A 17,112-nucleotide genomic window follows, 5' to 3' on the forward strand; every position below is an offset into this window, starting at 1 on the left:
CGAACTAGGAGGTACTTTTATGCAGGGAATGGCACAAAAGAAAAAGGACGGAAAAGTCCTCGATTTTATTGAACGGGTCGGGAACCAGCTTCCCCATCCCTACATTCTGTTTTTGTGGTTATGTCTGATCCTTGCGCTGATCAGCCTGGCCTGCAGTCTGGCAGGTGTCAGCGTCGTAAACCCAACCAACGGAGAAATGGTTCTGGCCAAGAGCCTCATCAGCAAAGACGGACTCATCTGGCTGCTGGAAAACCTGCTTTCCAACTTCCAGGGATTCTCACCGCTCGGTCTGGTCCTTGCCATGCAGATCGCGATCGGCTTTCTGAAAAGGTGGGGCTTCTTACCACAGCAATGAGAAGAGCGATCCTTGGTGTTCCGCTCTGGGCATTGACTGCAACCGTATTGTTCCTTGGTATCAACGGAAGTATCGCTTCTGAGGCTTCCATCATCGTTGTTCCGGCTCTGGCAGCTGCTGCCTTCGAATCCGTTGGCATGCACCCGATCGCAGGACTTCTTGCCGGATATGCCGCAACCAATGCCGGTTTTACCGCCTGCGTGATCGTAGCCGGTACCGATGTGCTTCTTGCCGGTGTTACGGAATCCGCAGCGCAGATGATTGATCCGGCCATGACCGTAAACGCTACCTGCAACTGGTACTTCATGTTCGTATCTGTATTTACCCTGACTGTGGCAGGCGTCTTTGTTAACAAGAAGTTTATCGTTCCGCGTCTTGGCACCTATGATCCGGCAAACGGAGAGGGTGTCGATGCCGTAGAGTCCAGCTCTGAGATCACCCCGGTCCAGGCAAAGGCGCTTCGTGGTGCAGGCATCTTCAGTATTCTTTACATTGTACTGTTCGCGCTGATGGTCATCCCGTCCGGCGGTATCCTGCGTGCGGAGGACGGCTCCATCTTAAATGGTCCGTTCATCAAAGGTCTGGTTCCGATCCTGATGATCTACTTTATCCTGGTAGGCGTTGTGTATGGTCTGATCGCAGGCACGATCAAAAAGAGCTCCGATGTTCCGCTGTTAATGGGGCAGGCTCTGGAAGGCATGACCGGTTACATCGTACTGGTATTTGTCATCGCACAGTTCATCAACATGTTCAGCTATACCAACCTTGGTATGATCATCGCCGTGAAGAGTGCCGATGCGCTGCAGGCAGCAGGCTTTACCGGCATCCCGCTGATGCTGTTCTTCATCATCCTTTGCTGCGTAGTTAACCTGTTCATGACCAGCGGCTCCGGTAAATGGTACATCTTCGCACCGATCCTGGTTCCGATGATGATGATGCTCGGATACAGCCCGGCATTCGCCAGATCGTATACCGTATCGGTGATTCCACCACAAACGCGATCACCCCGATCTATCCGTATATCCCGATCGCGATCGGAATGGCAAAGAAATACGACCGCAACTTCGGTATGGGAAGCCTGATCTCCATGATGCTTCCATACTCCATTGCATTCCTGCTCGTATGGATCGTCCAGATGATTGTCTGGGTACTGTTAAACCTGCCGCTTGGCCCGGGTGTCAACGTATTTTTATAAACAAACAGGAGACTTATCATGAAAAAAGGGATTATGAGTACACGGTATGCAGCAGCAGAGAAACTCCTGACTGCACATACCAGACATGCCGTTCTGAACGGAAATCCAAAAATCATCTGGAATCCGGATCAGACTGCATTCCAGTATGAACGCCAGACCCGTTCTAACGAAGATGTTTTAAACGTTACCGTATGCGTCAATGCATCCGATGGAACAGAAACAATCATAAGCCTGAATCAGCAAAATTTACCTTGTAACGGACAGAGCCGCGAAAGCGGCTCTGTTTCCGGTTGTATTCCGGCAGATGATCGTATCACACCAGACATTTCAAAAATCATTCCAGAAAATACAATTTTTTCTCCGGATGGACATTATGCAATTTCCAATATCCGTCACAACCTGTTTCTGACTGAGGTAAAAACAGGAGAGCAGACACAGCTTAGCTCTGACGGGAGCGAAGATTTCGAGTACGGCTGTTATATTGACATTTACAGCCAGATCACTGTAAAGCGTCAGGGAATGAAGGAGTGCCCGAACGTTTTATGGAGTCCGGATGGCACCCGTTTTATCACCTACCTTGCAGACCGCAGACAGACCAAGAAGCTCCCGCTGATCGCGTCCTATTCTGACAGTCTTAAGGATTTACGGCCGGAGCTTTATGAATATCCGTGCCCGTTTGTGACGGATGCCGATGACGAGGTTCCTCACTACAGCCTGTATCTTGGCTCTGTCAAAGACAAATCCATGACACGGGTCGATGCACCGGAGTTTCTCTATCCTGTGTTTACCGCAGCAAACCAGTCTACGGTAAAATGGATGGAAGATAGCAGACATTTCTATTTCACCTGGACCGCGAGAGGCTTTCAGAACGGGCGCCTCTACCTCGGCGATGCCGAAACAGGAGCCTGCGAGATCGTTGTAGACGAAACTACCGATCTGTTTCTGAACCTTGGCGCGTTTGGTCTGGTAGATGGCTACGGAAGCTATCTGTTTTCCAACTGCATCACGAGCGACGGTACCTTAGCCTTCTGGCAGAGTGAGCGAAACGGCTTTGCCCATCTTTACCGTTACCGCAAAAACGGCCAGGGATGGACTTGTGAGGGCGATCTGTTCGATGTATCCCATAAGGAGCTGATCGTACAAAAGCTGGTCCGGGTCGATGAAACAGCAGAAACCATCTATTTTATGGCAAACAACGTGCCGGAATGCTCCGACCCGCTGTATTACCAGCTTTATTCCATCCGGTTTGACGGAAACGCGCTTACCCGCCTGACCCCGGAGGATGCCGTTCACCACATTTCTATGGGACAGGATGCCTTTGTGGATACCTATTCCCGCGTTGACCTTCCTCCGGTTACCGTACTCCGGAAAACAGACGGAACGCTGGTGCGCGAACTGGAGCAGGCTGATATCACGGATCTTCTTGCCTTAGGTTACCAGATGCCGGAGCGGATCACATTGACGGCAGCAGACGGAAAGACAAAGCTTTACGGCGTTTTCTTCCGCCCGGATACACCGGATTCCGAACATCAGGATTTCTGGCCGCTGATCGACTATATTTACGGCGGTGCCCAGCTTTACAATGTCCCGCGTGAATTCACCTGGGATAACGGCATGGACCGCGAGATCTACGGCGGACTGGAATCGTTTGCAAAGCTTGGATTTGCCGGACTGATCCTCGATGGTCGCGGAATCCCCGGTCGCGGCATGGACTTCCATAAGCTCAGCTACCACAACATTCATGCCTGCGCAGGACTGGAAGACCATGTCTACGCGTTAAATGAGCTGAAAAATCTGTATCCGCAGATTGATTTCAACCGGATCGGCATGTGGGGCAATTCTGCCGGCGGCTATGCAACCGTTTCTGCCATGTTGAAATACCCGGAGGTTTACCGTGTTGGTGTTGCTTCCTCCGGAACTACGACCAGCGCATGTATGAGCATTCCTGGACCGAGCGTTACAACGGACTTTACAATGAGGAAGTTTACCGGTACGGAGACATCACCAGGCTGGCTGGCAACCTGAGCGGAAAGCTGATGCTGGCTTACGGCGCTATGGATGACAATGTTTCCATGGCACAGACCCTGCGGCTTTGCGATGAACTCAACGCACACAACAAACGGTATGATCTGGTTGTCCTGCCAAGAGCCAACCACAATGTACCGGCAAATGCCTACTTTGTGCGCCGGAAGATGGATTATTTTGTCCGGAACCTGCTTGGTAAGAGGATCCGGAAATCTTCGGAGAATAAGCAATGCCGGATCGCAACATAAAATTATAACAACAGGCTACTGTACTCGCATTTAGAAACGGTAACCATAAAACATGAACGATAAAGAGGATTTACAAATGGAAAAACGTTATCAGGTCCTTCGCTGCGGCCGTCTCTACGATGGCATTACCCCGGAGTGGAAGACTGGGCAAAGTATTTTAATCGAAGATGACCACATTGCTGAGATCGGCAATGAGGTGAATATCCCGGAAGGGGCCAGGATCATTGATCTGACTGACTGCCAGGTTACTCCTGGTATGATTGATGCGCATATGCACATGGACTTTTTTGACTGGCATACCGTGCGCGAAGAAGTTTATTCCCAGAGTGAGGAGGCAAAAACCCTGGCAATCGCCCGCTGTGCAAAAAAAGCACTGCGCAGGGGCTTCACGACCGTCCGGCACGTAGGCGGCATCACCAGCAACAGCTACGGCGTTCTGGATGTAAAGCATGCCATTGAAAAGGGCTACTTCGCCGGAAGCCGTATCGTGGCTGCCCCGATGTTTCTCTGCTCTGCAGGAAGCCACGGGGATCTAAGCCAGGGCTTTGCCAGAAACCCGCTTCTGTCCCAGAAGCTTCAGAATGAACGCATAACCCTTGGCGTCGGCAAAGACTATTTTGTAAATGCCGTGCGCGAACAGGTCAAATATGGCTCAGATTTCTTAAAGATCATGGCAACCGGAGGCTTTTTTACGCCTTATGATACCCCGATCCAGCAGCAGCTCAATGACGAAGAATTAAAAGCCATTATGGATACCGCCCATGAGCTTGGAAAGACTGTGACTGCACACGTGTACACCAACGAACTGATGCAGAAGCTGATTTCCTTTGGCATTGACGGAATGGAGCACGGAAGCCTGATGAACCGGGAAACGGCCCAGATCATAGAAGAAAAAGGTATTTATCTGGTACCGACCTTTAGTCCATACGAAGAAGCTGTTCACTATGACCCGGAAGAGATCAAAAAGAAGCAGCCGGAATTCCGCAAAAAGCTGGAGCTTTACAAGGATGCGCTGCAGGCTGGCCGCGAAGTCATCTGCAGCAGCAAGATCAAGCTGGGCTACGGCACCGATTTTGTGGCAAACCACCAGAACTACGAAAGCGGATACGAATACGAAGCATGGATGAGCAGCGGCATGCATCCATTTGCCGCACTGAAGGCCGCAACCTCTGTGAATGCGGATATTTTGCAGCTTTCTGACCAGATTGGTACCCTTGAACCAGGAAAACTGGCCGATATCTCTGCATGGAAACGGGATCTGATGCAGGATAAAAAGCTCTTTTAGACTGTGCTTTCGTCATGAAGGAGGGCATCCAGTACCAGACAGAGAGCTGCCTGTAACAACGCACCAGAGGCGCCACCGGCATCTCCCTAATATGCATGAAAGAAGAAGGAGCAGAATCACCTCTGCTCCTTCTTCTTTCATAATGTGATTGCAGACACACGGAAAATAATGTAAGATAAAAAATATATACGAATATAAGGATAAGATGCCGTGATCGACGGTCATTCCCATGAGACCGTTCCAGCCAAAATGGTCGCAAACAAAGACGGAAAACCGGTTCCTGTGACTCAGACCGGATCCCGGTTGAAAAATATCGGAAAGATGACCATCAAACTATAATAAACAAAAGGATGTACGCCTATGCCGAAAGGGACCAATCAGAAATTTAAGCTATATCGTCTTGCCCAGATCATGATGGAAAAGACCGACGAAGACCACTATATCACAATGTCTGAAATCTTAAATGCACTCAAACAGTATGAGATCACTGCAGACAGAAAAAGCATCTACAACGATTTAAAAGACCTTTCGTCCTTTGGGATCGAGGTAGAAGGAGAGCAGACCGGCAACCGCTATCATTACCATGTTGTCAGCCGCCCTTTTGAGCTTCCTGAATTAAAGCTGCTCGTAGACGCAATCCAGTCATCCAAATTCATAACCGAAAAAAAGACGAATGTCTGATCAAAAAACTGGAGACGCTGGTCAGTAAATACGATGCACAAAAGCTTCAGCGTCAGGTGTTTGTATCCGGCCGGATCAAAAACATGAACGAAAGTATTTATTATTCCGTAGATGCAATCCACACAGCAATCTCAGAAAACCGGAAAATCTACTTTAAATATTTCCAATGGAATATCAAAAAAAAGCCAGAATTACGCCATTATGGCAAATTGTACCATATCAGCCCGTGGGGCCTTTTGTGGGACGATGAAAACTATTATATGATCGGCTTTGATTCCGAGGCGCAAAAGATCAAGCATTACCGTGTTGATAAGATGCTGGATATTGAGCTGTCCGAAGAAAAACGTGATGGGAAAGATTCTTTTAAAAAGCTGGATATGGCCGATTATGCCAAAAAGAGCTTTGGCATGTTTGGCGGAAAAGATGAAAAAGTCAGGCTTCTGGTCCATAATGATCTAGCCGGGGTCATGATTGACCGCTTTGGCAGAGACATTATGATGATACCTGCAGATGACGAACATATTACCATAAATGTAGATGTCCGGGTAAGCAGGCAGTTTCTGGCATGGGTATTTTCGTTGGGACCGCAGGTAAAGATTCTCGGACCCGCAGAGGTTGTTACGGCCATGCAGGAAGAAACACGGCGTATGGTGGAGCAATATGGGATTTCAAAAACAAACGAAACTGAATAGGAGCGTTCCTTTGCTATTTTCAACTATTCGCGAAAGTGAACACATGTTTCGCGAAAACGTCATGCTTGCATGTCAAGGAAGTGGTAGTTGCGAGCCGCGCGACATCAATTTTCCCGCCGGAGCGCGGCATGGGTCGCAACTATTTGCGAAACAGTTCTTTCGCGAATCAGTTACTATAGCTTGCTTACATCAGACACCTTGATTTTGTCATACGGCGTTTTCTCATCGTCCAGCAATTCAATGAAGCCATCATCCAGAAGCCGTACGTTATGCGTAAGAATGTCATGCGCTTTGTACTGCACCACATGACCGATACGCCGCAGAAACGCAAGCCATGTTTCCGGTGATTCCTTTTGTACGTTCGTATATTGCTCCGACAGCGGAATATTTGTGATGATATAGACCTTTGTGAAGCAAGCCACTTTGTTATTGTATCTGCAAGGAAGTTCCAGAGGGTATCCGTCTAAATAGTTGAGCATGTCCGCAACACGGATAGATGACCGGAACTCCTCGAAGATAATGACATCCTGCCCCTTGTAGTTATCGAACGGATGCAGATAATCTGTCACACGAAATACAGACTCATAACCGTAACGCTCCATGACACCGCGCGTCTTTCCGGTTCCGGTCGTTCCGTATATGTATGTTACATCCAGTTCGCGCCATTCGTGCTTGTAACGTTCCTCATTGACTACTTGTCGCGCCCGTTCGATTTTATCCAGATTAAGCATGAATGACGGGTTTTGCTCCAGTATGTCATAGTTGCTCATACCGTCTTTAATCATTGCGTACAGGTCGCTTAAGTCATTTCTCGCCCCTTGTCGTTCAATAGGCATTCGCCGAACTCTTCAAACGTACCGTCCACGCACGTTTCGTGCTTCTTATCATTTAACCAACGCCCCTCTTTTTTCACGTAATCACGGTTCTGTGAGCTTGTTCCCTTTGCCATTTCAAAATGTCCACCGTCAAACCGTTTCTTTATCGTGCTAAAGCGGATGCCATTTCGTCCGTGCATGTAAATATGCGTATGATATGTTCCATTCTCACCAATTTCATCAGACATGCACCAATACATGACGTTCTTCATTTCCCCGACCTTTTGCGCTATGTATTCGTGTGTCATACCTTTTTCTTTTGGATTGTTTATTGTTATCTGCCACTTGCGGGACATCGAATCTTTCTCAGCCATTCCAACCACTTCCTTTCCTTTTGTTACATGTTACAAATGTTACAAATTCGTGTAACATAGAGCAAAGCCAGTAAATACAAGGGTTTGCGAGATTGTTACAGAAGTTGGGGGTAATACTAACCCCAACTTCTCACGAAAAGCCCACACAGCACTGATACGCCTAGCGGCTACCACTAGGAACAGAAGCCGCCGCTTTACTGGCACTATGGGTAATCAGAGAAAACCGGATGGAAGTGTACTGGCAAACCGACCGAGCACCGGACAGCGAGAGATTCACCGCGCCTGCGTATTGGTTATCATGCCCGCCCAGAGGGCGCCCGGTCATAGGTTTGTGGGGCAGTAACTCGTCCGCCGCTAGGGACCCCCAGCCCCCCAGCGGCAGACAAGTCACCACCCCTTATTGCTTCGCATCTGCGACCGCCGGAAAGGTCATGTATGTATCATACAGCCGCCCTAACTTGCGATTGTAGCGAAAAAATTCACTTCCTACACGTTCTTTCATTGGATACCACATCTTAACCGATACAAACAAGCATGGGGATACCATAAGCGCACACAGGAGCATACCACGCCATCCATAGTTCGATACTTTACGGTGTATTTGTTCATACTCAATCACAGACCGCACTTGTCTGTCCAGCATCCTATCAAACTGCGCCACAAGGATAATATCATAGCCATAATGCCTATGAAGCTGGAAAACTCATTCCAACCAGCGCGATCCGATTTCGACCAATCGCGCGCATTGAACATACGTTGCGCTTCATCAATGATTAACAGGATTTCACCCTCTTTAACCGGTCTGTCCTTGAAATATTCGCGGCTATAGTCCACCAGCGCAGATGGGCGAAGCATCCCGTCCGTAATGTGCAAGAACCGTTCCGAATGCTTACACAGGCTTGTATTAATGGGAATGTTCGCAATCACAGGCTTATTAAGCATCAATGTATTGCGTATAACGCGCGCCGTATGTAATGACTTTCCACTGCCTGGAGTGCCACTGTATAAATAAATCATATCCTTTAATCTCCAATCATCTTAACCCAGCGCATAATAATAGAGTACAGATAAAACAACGCAATGCACCCCAGCCACGCCGCGCCTATTTTAATCATAGCCGATATTGGTATAAACCAGTTAAGAATACCCAAATACGGCAAATTACCAAACGCTTGAATATATTGCTGAAACGGCGATAATGGAAGAACCTTTACCAATGTTGCGGCAAATGCCGACAACAACTCTGTCATAAACTTTAGCACAATTTACCCCCTTATCATTTGCGATCGCGTTATCATAATTAAACCGACGATAAACAACAAACATTCCATGTCTCGCAGTATCTCTGCGGCGACATCAAATGGCGACAAATCTATATCTATGTTATATGTCTCTAAACCGTTTTTAGTGGGATACTTAATCGGAAATGTAAAGTGCGGCGCTTGCGGCTCAGCTTCCAATATTTTAACAAAATCTATTGCGTCAAACGGAAGACAGAAAGGAAATAACTTTTCCAACCCAACAAGCGTATAATCTGCAAATTTTCCAGCTTGCCCCCCATCTGACGTATCGGGAATATCAACATCAGGAGTCGTAGTATCATCTTTTGCATATTCCATGGTATTGTAGTCACACCGTCCGAATCAACGACCATGTCACCCTCAGCGGTACGTTCAATTACACCCGTTTGCGTTTCTTCAAGCACGTCTTCCCATGTTTTTTCTCCAGTCTGTACACCGTCAAGCACATCGTCAATAGCTGGATTCCTTAACCATGGTAATGTTACTTCTAATTCGCCCTCTTTTTGTCCTTTTCCTACAACATCCCAGTTACCCTCCAAGACACCAGCACCGCCAAGACCACCAACAAGAATATAGTCACCGTCTTTTACATCCGTATCAGCACCAGTACCAGGAACGACACCTTTTTCAAGCCATGACGCAACCGTCAAAAACATACTCTCATATGTTTGCGCAGCCGCATCACCCATATAATTAACTATTCCACTTTTTACAGATTGCACCATTGTGCTAACTGCGCTAGTACGATAATAAGTTTTACCGTTATATGTCACTTTATAAGACGCATATGACTTTGACGCACCATTATTATAAATTAAACAATAACCCTGCTGCGTTGTCATTGCGTACGTTTCATAATAATCCCCTCTTGCATTCTTAATAGTAAATATTATAGTTGGTGCATCGTCCCACGTTTCGAATGTAGCTGTCCATATCTCCCCAGTGCTCATATTTACAAGTTCTTGCGTTTTTGACACACCGATGCCAATAGTCGGATATCCATTATACCCACCCTCATTAACACCACCACTATACACACTATTTTTCAACCATTGCTTAAACGCCGTGTATACTCCGCTGGCTTTATCAAGTGTTCCAGACGATAACTTTTCTCCCCATTCGTCTATCGCCTTGCCAGCCGTAGCCGCGTCAGCCGCCCACGCATCAAGATTTTCACCAGCCCAACTTTTAAATTTATCAAACTGCGTTGTGCCCCATTCTTTAATCGCTTCGCGGTTTTTATATATGCCAACAGTGCCAGCCAACGCGCCCGCGATTCCAAGCAGATACGGGAAAGCCGCACCTATACCAACCGTAGCCGCACCACCGCCCGCGATGATACCAGCGGCAGAAGCACGTGCTTCAAACCGCGCGTTGTTCACAGAACCTACGACAATCGTACACGCAAGCATTAATGCGAGTATCCTTTTTATTCGTTTATTCATTTTACCCCCTAACATGGAAACAGGGGGTATGAGACTTAACCTCACACCCCCACATCAAATGTGTAATAATCCAAGTAACTGAAACTAACGTCCGGTAACTTTCTTGAACACTTTCAGACCGATACCAACAACGATAACCGCGCCAGCAATCGGAAGAGCCGCCGGAACTACAGAACCGATGGCAGACATTGCTTCGCCTGCGATAGTAGACACGCCGCTAGTTAAAGCAGTGGTTACAGTGCTGATAGTACCAGCCTCAGCCGCTAACATAGATACTCCCATGTTACAATCCCCCTTTCCCCATGATGTCCAGTGCTAACTTCATAACCGCGCCGACCGCGTAGGGTATGAGAGAGAGCAAAACGCCACAACCAACACCAGCGGCATATAATGCAACCGTTTCCTCAATCATCACAATTTCCTCCACAGTATAACGCCCATCATAACGCCAGCCAAGACGCCCATGGCAAATATGTTAAGCACCAGCAACGACTGTATGTCATTAAGCTGGGACGCATAACCAATTTCTGACTCAGATGTTTCTAAGTCATTTTCCAGAAAGATTTCATCACCCACCCACTCACTTGCATCCGAATCAGATGCAAGTGAGAGAGTAGCTTCATTAAACGTAACCGTTATCATTTTACAGTTACATTGACGAGATAGGCACGACCGCCGCTTAACTCATAGTCAAACTGCAATTCCTTGCCAATATCGGAGGTTTTTAACAGGTCATACTGATTTTCCGGCATAAAGACCTGTTCGGTCTTGCTACCAACAGCACCCGCGTTCAGTTCGCGCTGATTGAAAGGTGTAACCACCTCAGCAACACAATAATCCTTTCCGTTCTTCTTAGAGGTAAAACGTCTAAATCCGACAAGTTTACTCATAGCTTTCTCCTTTCGTGAGGTCATATTTATTTGTCAATTTGCCAGCCGGAGCATTTCCATCAATCCAGCCGACTATCACGCAACAGCCGCCCAAATGCTTCACAACAATAGGTACTGCGCTAATAGCTAACTACAACACAACAAGTCACCATCCAGTGATACTTGCACCCCTCCGACCGTTTCCGGTCAGAGATGGTTTTTATTCCGATACCTCATCGTTTAAATCTTCATAAAGGTCTTCCAGCATCTGCCACTTTTCACGAGATGCTAGCAGTGCATCCTCCGGTGTATCATTTGCTTTAAGGCACGCTCTATATTCCACGCTTGCCCGTTCACGGTACTGCTGGAATATGGCTTTTTCTTTTTTCGTCATGTCTTCACCTTGTCCATTTAAAGCATTTCTGTTAGAATGATATTGTAACTGCGACAGGAGAGAGGACGTTCTCATTACTACCACCGTACACGGGGGTGGTTCTCATTGCTACACCCTCTGTCCTATCGACAACTATAGTATATAGTATTATGGCCATAATGTAAATTGGCATTATGACCATAATTTGTATATTATTTTCGTACATTATGACCATAATGCATAGAGGTAAACACTATGTCAGATTTCAACCAATCCAAATATATTAATGACTTTATCAAAGACAAGTACGATACATTCAAAGTGCAAGTGCCTAAAGGGGAAAAAGCAAGAATAGACGAACATAGAAAAGCGCAAGGGTACAAATCCCTTAACGCCTATGTAAATGATTTAATTAAACGGGATATGGAGCAGAACGCAACCAGCATAAAGAATAGCAACAACGCTATTATTGGAAATAGTGGTTCAATCCACATGGAGTAAGACATGATAATACACGTTAAACCAGATAAAAACCATAGACCAACGTATATTTACGAAAACGAACCCGTTAACCGACATCCGAATTTACCTCCTGGAGCAATTACCGTAGGCGATGTATTTCATTTTATAGGCAGATTTATCAAAGGCATAATCACGGCAATACAAATGATTATAGCAATAGCTGTTTTGGCTTATGTGTTATTTTTTTCTCGCATACATAAAAGCAGTACAGATATACATACACCAAATGGCATTATAGTTAATGCGCCATAAATAGCAAAGGAACACATCTAAACAGCCATATAAGCTGAATAGCAGTGTTCCTTTGCTATTTCTAACTATTCGCGAAAGAATAGTTTAACGAATAGTTATGCCTAGTTACAAAACCGAACTGCTTATAAATATAAAGGATTTTAGCATTTCGGTTTTGTATCTGGTTTACCTACATTGACATTCTACTCTTTTTCATTTAATAATTCTCTGCATGAACTTCAAAGTATGCCTGCGGATGTGCGCAAACTGGGCAGATTTCCGGTGCCTTCTCTCCCACTACGATATGTCCGCAATTGCGGCATTCCCATACCTTTACTTCACTCTTTGCAAATACTTCCTGTGCCTCTACATTGTGAAGCAGTGCACGGTAACGCTCCTCATGCATTTTCTCAATAGCTGCCACCATACGGAATTTTGCTGCAAGCTCCGGAAATCCCTCTTCCTCTGCAGTTTTGGCGAATCCATCGTACATATCGGTCCACTCGTAGTTCTCACCATCTGCAGCTGCTGCCAGATTCTCTGCCGTATTGCCAAGTCCGTTTAACTCCTTAAACCACATCTTTGCATGTTCTTTCTCATTGTCTGCTGTTTTTAAGAACAATGCGGATATCTGTTCAAAGCCTTCTTTTTTCGCTTTGGAAGCAAAATAAGTATATTTGTTTCTTGCCTGTGATTCCCCGGAAAATGCCTCCATTAAGTTTTTTTCTGTCTGAGTTCCTGCATATTTGTTTGCCATGTGAATACCCTCCATTTATACATTTGTATTATCTGTAGTATACCACTTTTTTCTGTTATTTTCCATCATATTCATAAATTGTTGTGAAATTCAGAAGATTATTTGGTTACTGTTCACAGGCCGGGATTTTCTAAATTGAAAATCCCGGCTGAAAATCCCGTACAATACCGTATTTGATTTTCTGATTCTTCTGTGTTAGAGTGTTATTATCTTCATCCTACAATTTGATTAGCATTCACAATATGCTTAAAAACCATATTTTTTATACGAAAGACGAGGATTTAACGATATGAAGCTTCAGCGCCTCTTAAGCCTGCTGCGCCAGGCAATTGACCAGTACCAGATGATTGAAGACGGGGACCACATTGCTATTGGGATTTCCGGCGGCAAGGATAGCCTTACGCTCCTTTACGGACTTGCCAGCCTGCAGAAATTTTATCCGAAATCGTTCCGGCTTTCTGCAATCACGGTTGATATGGGACTGGATACGATGAATCTAGAGCCCGTAAAGGCCCTTTGCGACGGTTTTAACATTCCCTACGAAATCATCTCCACTGATATCGGGAAAATCCTTTTTGAGGCGCGTAAGGAGTCTAATCCATGTGCCCTTTGTGCAAAGATGCGGAAGGGTGCGCTGAACCAGAAGGCGCTAGAGCTTGGATGCAACAAGATTGCATATGCACACCACAAAGACGATCTGATCGAAACAGCCATGATGTCTCTGCTGTATGAGGGCCGCTTTTATGCATTTTCTCCTGTCACACATTTGGACCGGACGAACCTCACGGTGATCCGTCCACTGATGCTGGTATCGGAAGCTGACGTTAGGGGATTCCGCAACAAGTATCAGCTTCCTGTGTGCAAAAACCCGTGCCCTATGGACGGTCATACCCACCGGGAATATGTAAAAAACCTGATCCGCACACTAAATGCAGACAGCCCAGGGGTGCGGGAGCGGCTTTTTCATGCCGTAACGACAGGAAATATCGAGGGCTGGCCGGATCATATCAAATAAAATGTCATCCCGACTCGAACATTTCTGACTGACAAAGAAAGGACTGAATATCATGGCGAATATTCCATATTATGAACAAAAGGATATTGAAAACATTAAGAAGCTGCGCGAAATGATGAAGGAGCTACCTCCATTCTGCACAGAATTTTTCCGTGGGATTGAGCCGCGCACTTCCACCAGAACCCGCATTGCCTATGCATACGATCTCTCCGTCTTTTTTGATTTCCTAAAGAAAGAGAATCCGGTATTCGCAAAAATGGAACGCATGGACTTTAAGCTTGGGCATTTAGACCAGATTACCGTAACGGATCTGGAGGAATACATGGAATATTTAAAGTACCGGTTCAATGACCATAATCAGGAGGTCATAAACAAGGAACGCGGAATCATGCGGAAAATATCTTCTCTAAAAAGCTTTTACAACTATTTCTTCCGGACGGAAAAGCTGGCAACGAATCCTGCTGCCCTTGTCCAGCTTCCAAAGCTCCACGAGAAAGAGATCATCCGCCTTGATGTCGATGAGGTAGCGCTTCTCTTAGATGCCGTAGAACAGGGAGACGGCCTTACCGAGAAACAAAAAGCCTTTCACAACCGCACACGCCTGCGCGACCTGGCTCTGATGACCCTGCTGCTCGGCACCGGCATCCGTGTTTCCGAGTGCGTGGGACTGGATATCAATGACATCGACTTTAAAAATGGCGGTATCCATATTCACCGGAAAGGAGGAAAGGAAGTAACCGTTTATTTTGGAGCTGAGGTAGAAAACGCGCTTCAGGATTATCTGGATGAACGGTTTGGCATCGTAGCCGAAGAAGGAAGCGAGAATGCACTCTTCCTTTCCCTGCAGCGAAAACGGATCAACGTGCGCAGCGTAGAAAATCTGGTGAAAAAATATGCCAGGATCGTGACACCGTTAAAGAAGATCACCCCACATAAGCTGCGCAGCACTTATGGCACGAATCTGTACCGTGAGACCGGGGATATCTACCTGGTAGCAGATGTTCTCGGGCATTCAGATGTCAACACCACGAAAAAGCACTACGCTGCCCTGGAGGATGAACGCCGGAGAAGCGCAAGAAATGCAGTGAAATTGCGCGAGATCTAATTGTAGTAAAATTTAGATTGACCAGACAGGTTTCTTCCCTCGTCAGGTCGCAATAATCCTGATAGCGAATGTTCTGTTGATCGACTGGAATACGATCTCTGGGTCATTCGCTGTCATAATGTTTTCAACGCATGTATGACATGTCTTCATGAATTCTTCGTTTAGGCACTTCGGATCGCAGATTCTAAGTGCTTTCGAAAGTCTCTTGGTTCTTTGAAAAGCATTGTACTGCAAGTTGAAATAAGGTATACTTACCAAGTGCCTTCGTGTTCCCGCATTGCGCACACAATTGGCACCTGATCAACTGTAAAAAGGACTTTGAAACCATGATTGAACTAAAACACCTGACAAAAAAATATGATCATTTTCTTGCCGTGGATGACCTGAACCTGCGCATTGCTACTGGGGAGTTTTTTGGCCTTCTTGGACCAAACGGAGCCGGAAAGACCACGACGATCGGCATGCTTTCCACTCTCCTGCTGCCCACAGACGGGGAAATTCTTTTAGACGGGGAACCATTGACACGGAAAAATGACCGCTTGAAGCGGAAACTGAGTGTTGTAACCCAGGAATATTCCATGCGCCAGGATATGACCATGGATGAGATTATGCAATACCAAGGACGGCTCTACTATATGCCGGCAAAAAAAATCCGGGAACGTACCGAGGAGCTGTTAGAGTTCTGTGGTCTGATCGATTACCGCCGCCGGACCGTGCGTAAGCTTTCCGGCGGAATGAAACGGAAGCTCATGGTTTGCCGCGCCCTTCTGACAGAACCGGAAATTCTGCTTTTGGACGAACCGACTGCCGGTATGGACGCCCTGGCACGGCGGCAGATGTGGAACCTGTTAAAAAAGCTGAACCAGCAAAATCTGACTATTCTTTTGACAACACACTATATGGAAGAAGCTGAGACGCTGTGTGACCGGGTCGGATTTATGTGTAACGGAACACTCGGTGAAACAGATGCACCTGCCAATATGATCGGAGCGCTTGGGCGCTATACCGTAGATGAAGCTGCAGAAGGCGGCATCACAAACCATTATTTTCAGAGAAAGGAGGATGCAATCCACTATCTGTCCGCTTCCAGCACGGAGGCTTTCTTGCGCAGCACAACGCTGGAAGATGTTTTTCTGGAAAAGATCGGGCAGCAACTGGAACGCAGATCATAATGGGAATTATAACCGTACTATGGGAAAAATGGGTAGAATTCCGCCGCGATTTCTATAAGATCACATTAGCCGCCATGATCGCACCTCTTCTTTATATTCTGGTGTTCGGCTTAGGCATCCAGACGATGTCGCATGGCCAGTCCTATCTGAACTTCCTGATCCCCGGCGTTGTTGCACTAACCACAATGAACGGAAGCTTCAATGCGATCGCACAGAATTTAAACGTCCAGCGCCTGTATGAGAAGGCGTTTGACCAGGTCATGATCTCGCCTACCCCGCTATGGCAATTCATTGCAGGACAGATCATCGGCGGAAGCTGCGTGGTCTTTATGCGGGAATGGTCATCATTCTTCTGGTCCTTCCGATCGGAACGGGATTATGCTTTAATGGCTGGTCGTTCCTGTTTATGTTTTTAAATGGGGCGGTGTTTTCCACCATTGGAGTTGTGGTTTCTTTCTACGCCAAAAACCACGCGGATGTCCCGCGCTTTTCCAACTATGTCATTATGCCGATGGCATACCTTTGCAATACCTTTTTCTCGGCACAGAATATGCCTGACGGGATCCGCCAGGTGATCGAATATCTGCCATTGTCGCAGACCAGTGCTGCACTGCGCTGCATTGCCAACCATGAACCGTTTTCTTATCAGGCA

19 protein-coding genes and 2 pseudogenes are annotated in these 17,112 nt (G+C 46.6%); 11 read left to right on the forward strand and 10 right to left on the reverse strand.

Annotation, left to right across the window (positions count from 1 at the left end):
- Window positions 1-28: 28 nt before the first annotated feature.
- From DXA97_RS07530 to DXA97_RS21990, 6 genes and pseudogenes are all read left to right on the forward strand, one after another.
- Window positions 29-1,550, forward strand: a pseudogene (locus tag DXA97_RS07530) (AbgT family transporter).
- Between the two features lie 33 nt (window positions 1,551-1,583).
- Window positions 1,584-3,823, forward strand: a pseudogene (locus DXA97_RS07535) (DPP IV N-terminal domain-containing protein).
- Window positions 3,824-3,899: 76 nt separating this feature from the next.
- Window positions 3,900-5,108 (forward strand): amidohydrolase family protein, encoded by a 1,209-nt coding sequence (locus tag DXA97_RS07545; RefSeq protein ID WP_243107585.1) that lies wholly within the window; start codon window positions 3,900-3,902, stop codon window positions 5,106-5,108.
- A 210-nt stretch (window positions 5,109-5,318) separates the two neighbouring features.
- Window positions 5,319-5,447 (forward strand): hypothetical protein, encoded by a 129-nt coding sequence (locus tag DXA97_RS21505; protein WP_279221134.1) that lies wholly within the window; start codon window positions 5,319-5,321, stop codon window positions 5,445-5,447.
- A 21-nt stretch (window positions 5,448-5,468) separates the two neighbouring features.
- Window positions 5,469-5,789 (forward strand): hypothetical protein, encoded by a 321-nt coding sequence (locus tag DXA97_RS21985; RefSeq protein ID WP_347561496.1) that lies wholly within the window; start codon window positions 5,469-5,471, stop codon window positions 5,787-5,789.
- 83 nt (window positions 5,790-5,872) lie between these two features.
- The gene (locus DXA97_RS21990) at window positions 5,873-6,481 is read left to right on the forward strand and encodes a WYL domain-containing protein (RefSeq protein ID WP_347561497.1); all 609 of its coding nucleotides are present in this window, start codon (window positions 5,873-5,875) and stop codon (window positions 6,479-6,481) included.
- Between the two features lie 173 nt (window positions 6,482-6,654).
- On the opposite strand, the gene DXA97_RS07555 is transcribed toward DXA97_RS21990, so the two are convergent.
- The 9 genes from DXA97_RS07555 to DXA97_RS20115 form a co-directional block, all read right to left on the reverse strand.
- Entirely contained in the window at window positions 6,655-7,317 is a 663-nt protein-coding gene (locus DXA97_RS07555; protein WP_207666843.1) for a hypothetical protein, read from the reverse strand.
- On the reverse strand, window positions 7,281-7,670 hold the full coding sequence (locus DXA97_RS20450; RefSeq protein WP_207666844.1) for a hypothetical protein: 390 nt from the start codon (window positions 7,668-7,670) through the stop codon (window positions 7,281-7,283). Before DXA97_RS20450 ends, DXA97_RS07555 begins: the two co-directional genes overlap by 37 nt.
- Window positions 7,671-8,285: 615 nt before the next feature.
- A complete protein-coding gene (locus DXA97_RS07565; protein WP_118719199.1) occupies window positions 8,286-8,687 on the reverse strand; it encodes a zonular occludens toxin domain-containing protein in 402 nt (133 codons plus the stop codon).
- A gap of 5 nt (window positions 8,688-8,692) precedes the next feature.
- Window positions 8,693-8,932: a hypothetical protein gene (locus DXA97_RS07570; protein ID WP_118719201.1), complete on the reverse strand. Its 240-nt coding sequence runs from the start codon at window positions 8,930-8,932 to the stop codon at window positions 8,693-8,695.
- 212 nt (window positions 8,933-9,144) lie between these two features.
- Window positions 9,145-10,416: a hypothetical protein gene (locus DXA97_RS07575; RefSeq protein WP_118719203.1), complete on the reverse strand. Its 1,272-nt coding sequence runs from the start codon at window positions 10,414-10,416 to the stop codon at window positions 9,145-9,147.
- A gap of 84 nt (window positions 10,417-10,500) precedes the next feature.
- Window positions 10,501-10,698 (reverse strand): hypothetical protein, encoded by a 198-nt coding sequence (locus DXA97_RS07580; protein ID WP_118719205.1) that lies wholly within the window; start codon window positions 10,696-10,698, stop codon window positions 10,501-10,503.
- Between the two features lies 1 nt (window position 10,699).
- On the reverse strand, window positions 10,700-10,828 hold the full coding sequence (locus tag DXA97_RS21510; RefSeq protein ID WP_279221135.1) for a hypothetical protein: 129 nt from the start codon (window positions 10,826-10,828) through the stop codon (window positions 10,700-10,702).
- A gap of 226 nt (window positions 10,829-11,054) precedes the next feature.
- Complete coding sequence (locus DXA97_RS07590) at window positions 11,055-11,306, reverse strand: hypothetical protein (RefSeq protein WP_118719209.1); 252 nt, start codon at window positions 11,304-11,306, stop codon at window positions 11,055-11,057.
- Window positions 11,307-11,505: 199 nt separating this feature from the next.
- Window positions 11,506-11,679 carry a hypothetical protein gene (locus DXA97_RS20115; RefSeq protein ID WP_182436830.1) on the reverse strand — a complete coding sequence of 58 codons (174 nt, stop codon included), beginning with the start codon at window positions 11,677-11,679 and terminating at the stop codon, window positions 11,506-11,508.
- Between the two features lie 234 nt (window positions 11,680-11,913).
- On the opposite strand from DXA97_RS20115, the gene DXA97_RS07595 reads away from it, so the two are divergent.
- Complete coding sequence (locus DXA97_RS07595) at window positions 11,914-12,159, forward strand: hypothetical protein (protein WP_118719211.1); 246 nt, start codon at window positions 11,914-11,916, stop codon at window positions 12,157-12,159.
- Between the two features lie 469 nt (window positions 12,160-12,628).
- On the opposite strand, the gene rbr is transcribed toward DXA97_RS07595, so the two are convergent.
- Entirely contained in the window at window positions 12,629-13,168 is a 540-nt protein-coding gene (gene rbr / locus DXA97_RS07605; RefSeq protein WP_118719215.1) for a rubrerythrin, read from the reverse strand.
- A 289-nt stretch (window positions 13,169-13,457) separates the two neighbouring features.
- Between rbr and DXA97_RS07610 the strand changes: the two genes are divergently transcribed.
- The 4 genes from DXA97_RS07610 (at window position 13,458) to DXA97_RS20805 (ending at window position 16,876) form a co-directional block, all read left to right on the forward strand.
- The gene (locus DXA97_RS07610) at window positions 13,458-14,183 is read left to right on the forward strand and encodes a tRNA 2-thiocytidine biosynthesis TtcA family protein (protein WP_118719217.1); all 726 of its coding nucleotides are present in this window, start codon (window positions 13,458-13,460) and stop codon (window positions 14,181-14,183) included.
- Between the two features lie 52 nt (window positions 14,184-14,235).
- Window positions 14,236-15,288, forward strand: coding sequence for a tyrosine-type recombinase/integrase (locus tag DXA97_RS07615; RefSeq protein WP_118719219.1), 1,053 nt, complete (start codon window positions 14,236-14,238; stop codon window positions 15,286-15,288).
- A 326-nt stretch (window positions 15,289-15,614) separates the two neighbouring features.
- Complete coding sequence (locus DXA97_RS07620; protein ID WP_118719221.1) at window positions 15,615-16,460, forward strand: ABC transporter ATP-binding protein; 846 nt, start codon at window positions 15,615-15,617, stop codon at window positions 16,458-16,460.
- On the forward strand, window positions 16,460-16,876 hold the full coding sequence (locus DXA97_RS20805; RefSeq protein ID WP_243107586.1) for an ABC transporter permease: 417 nt from the start codon (window positions 16,460-16,462) through the stop codon (window positions 16,874-16,876). Before DXA97_RS07620 ends, DXA97_RS20805 begins: the two co-directional genes overlap by 1 nt.
- Window positions 16,877-17,112: the final 236 nt, after the last annotated feature.

Source organism: Clostridium sp. OF09-36 (assembly GCF_003481985.1).
GTDB lineage: Bacteria > Bacillota > Clostridia > Lachnospirales > Lachnospiraceae > Brotaphodocola.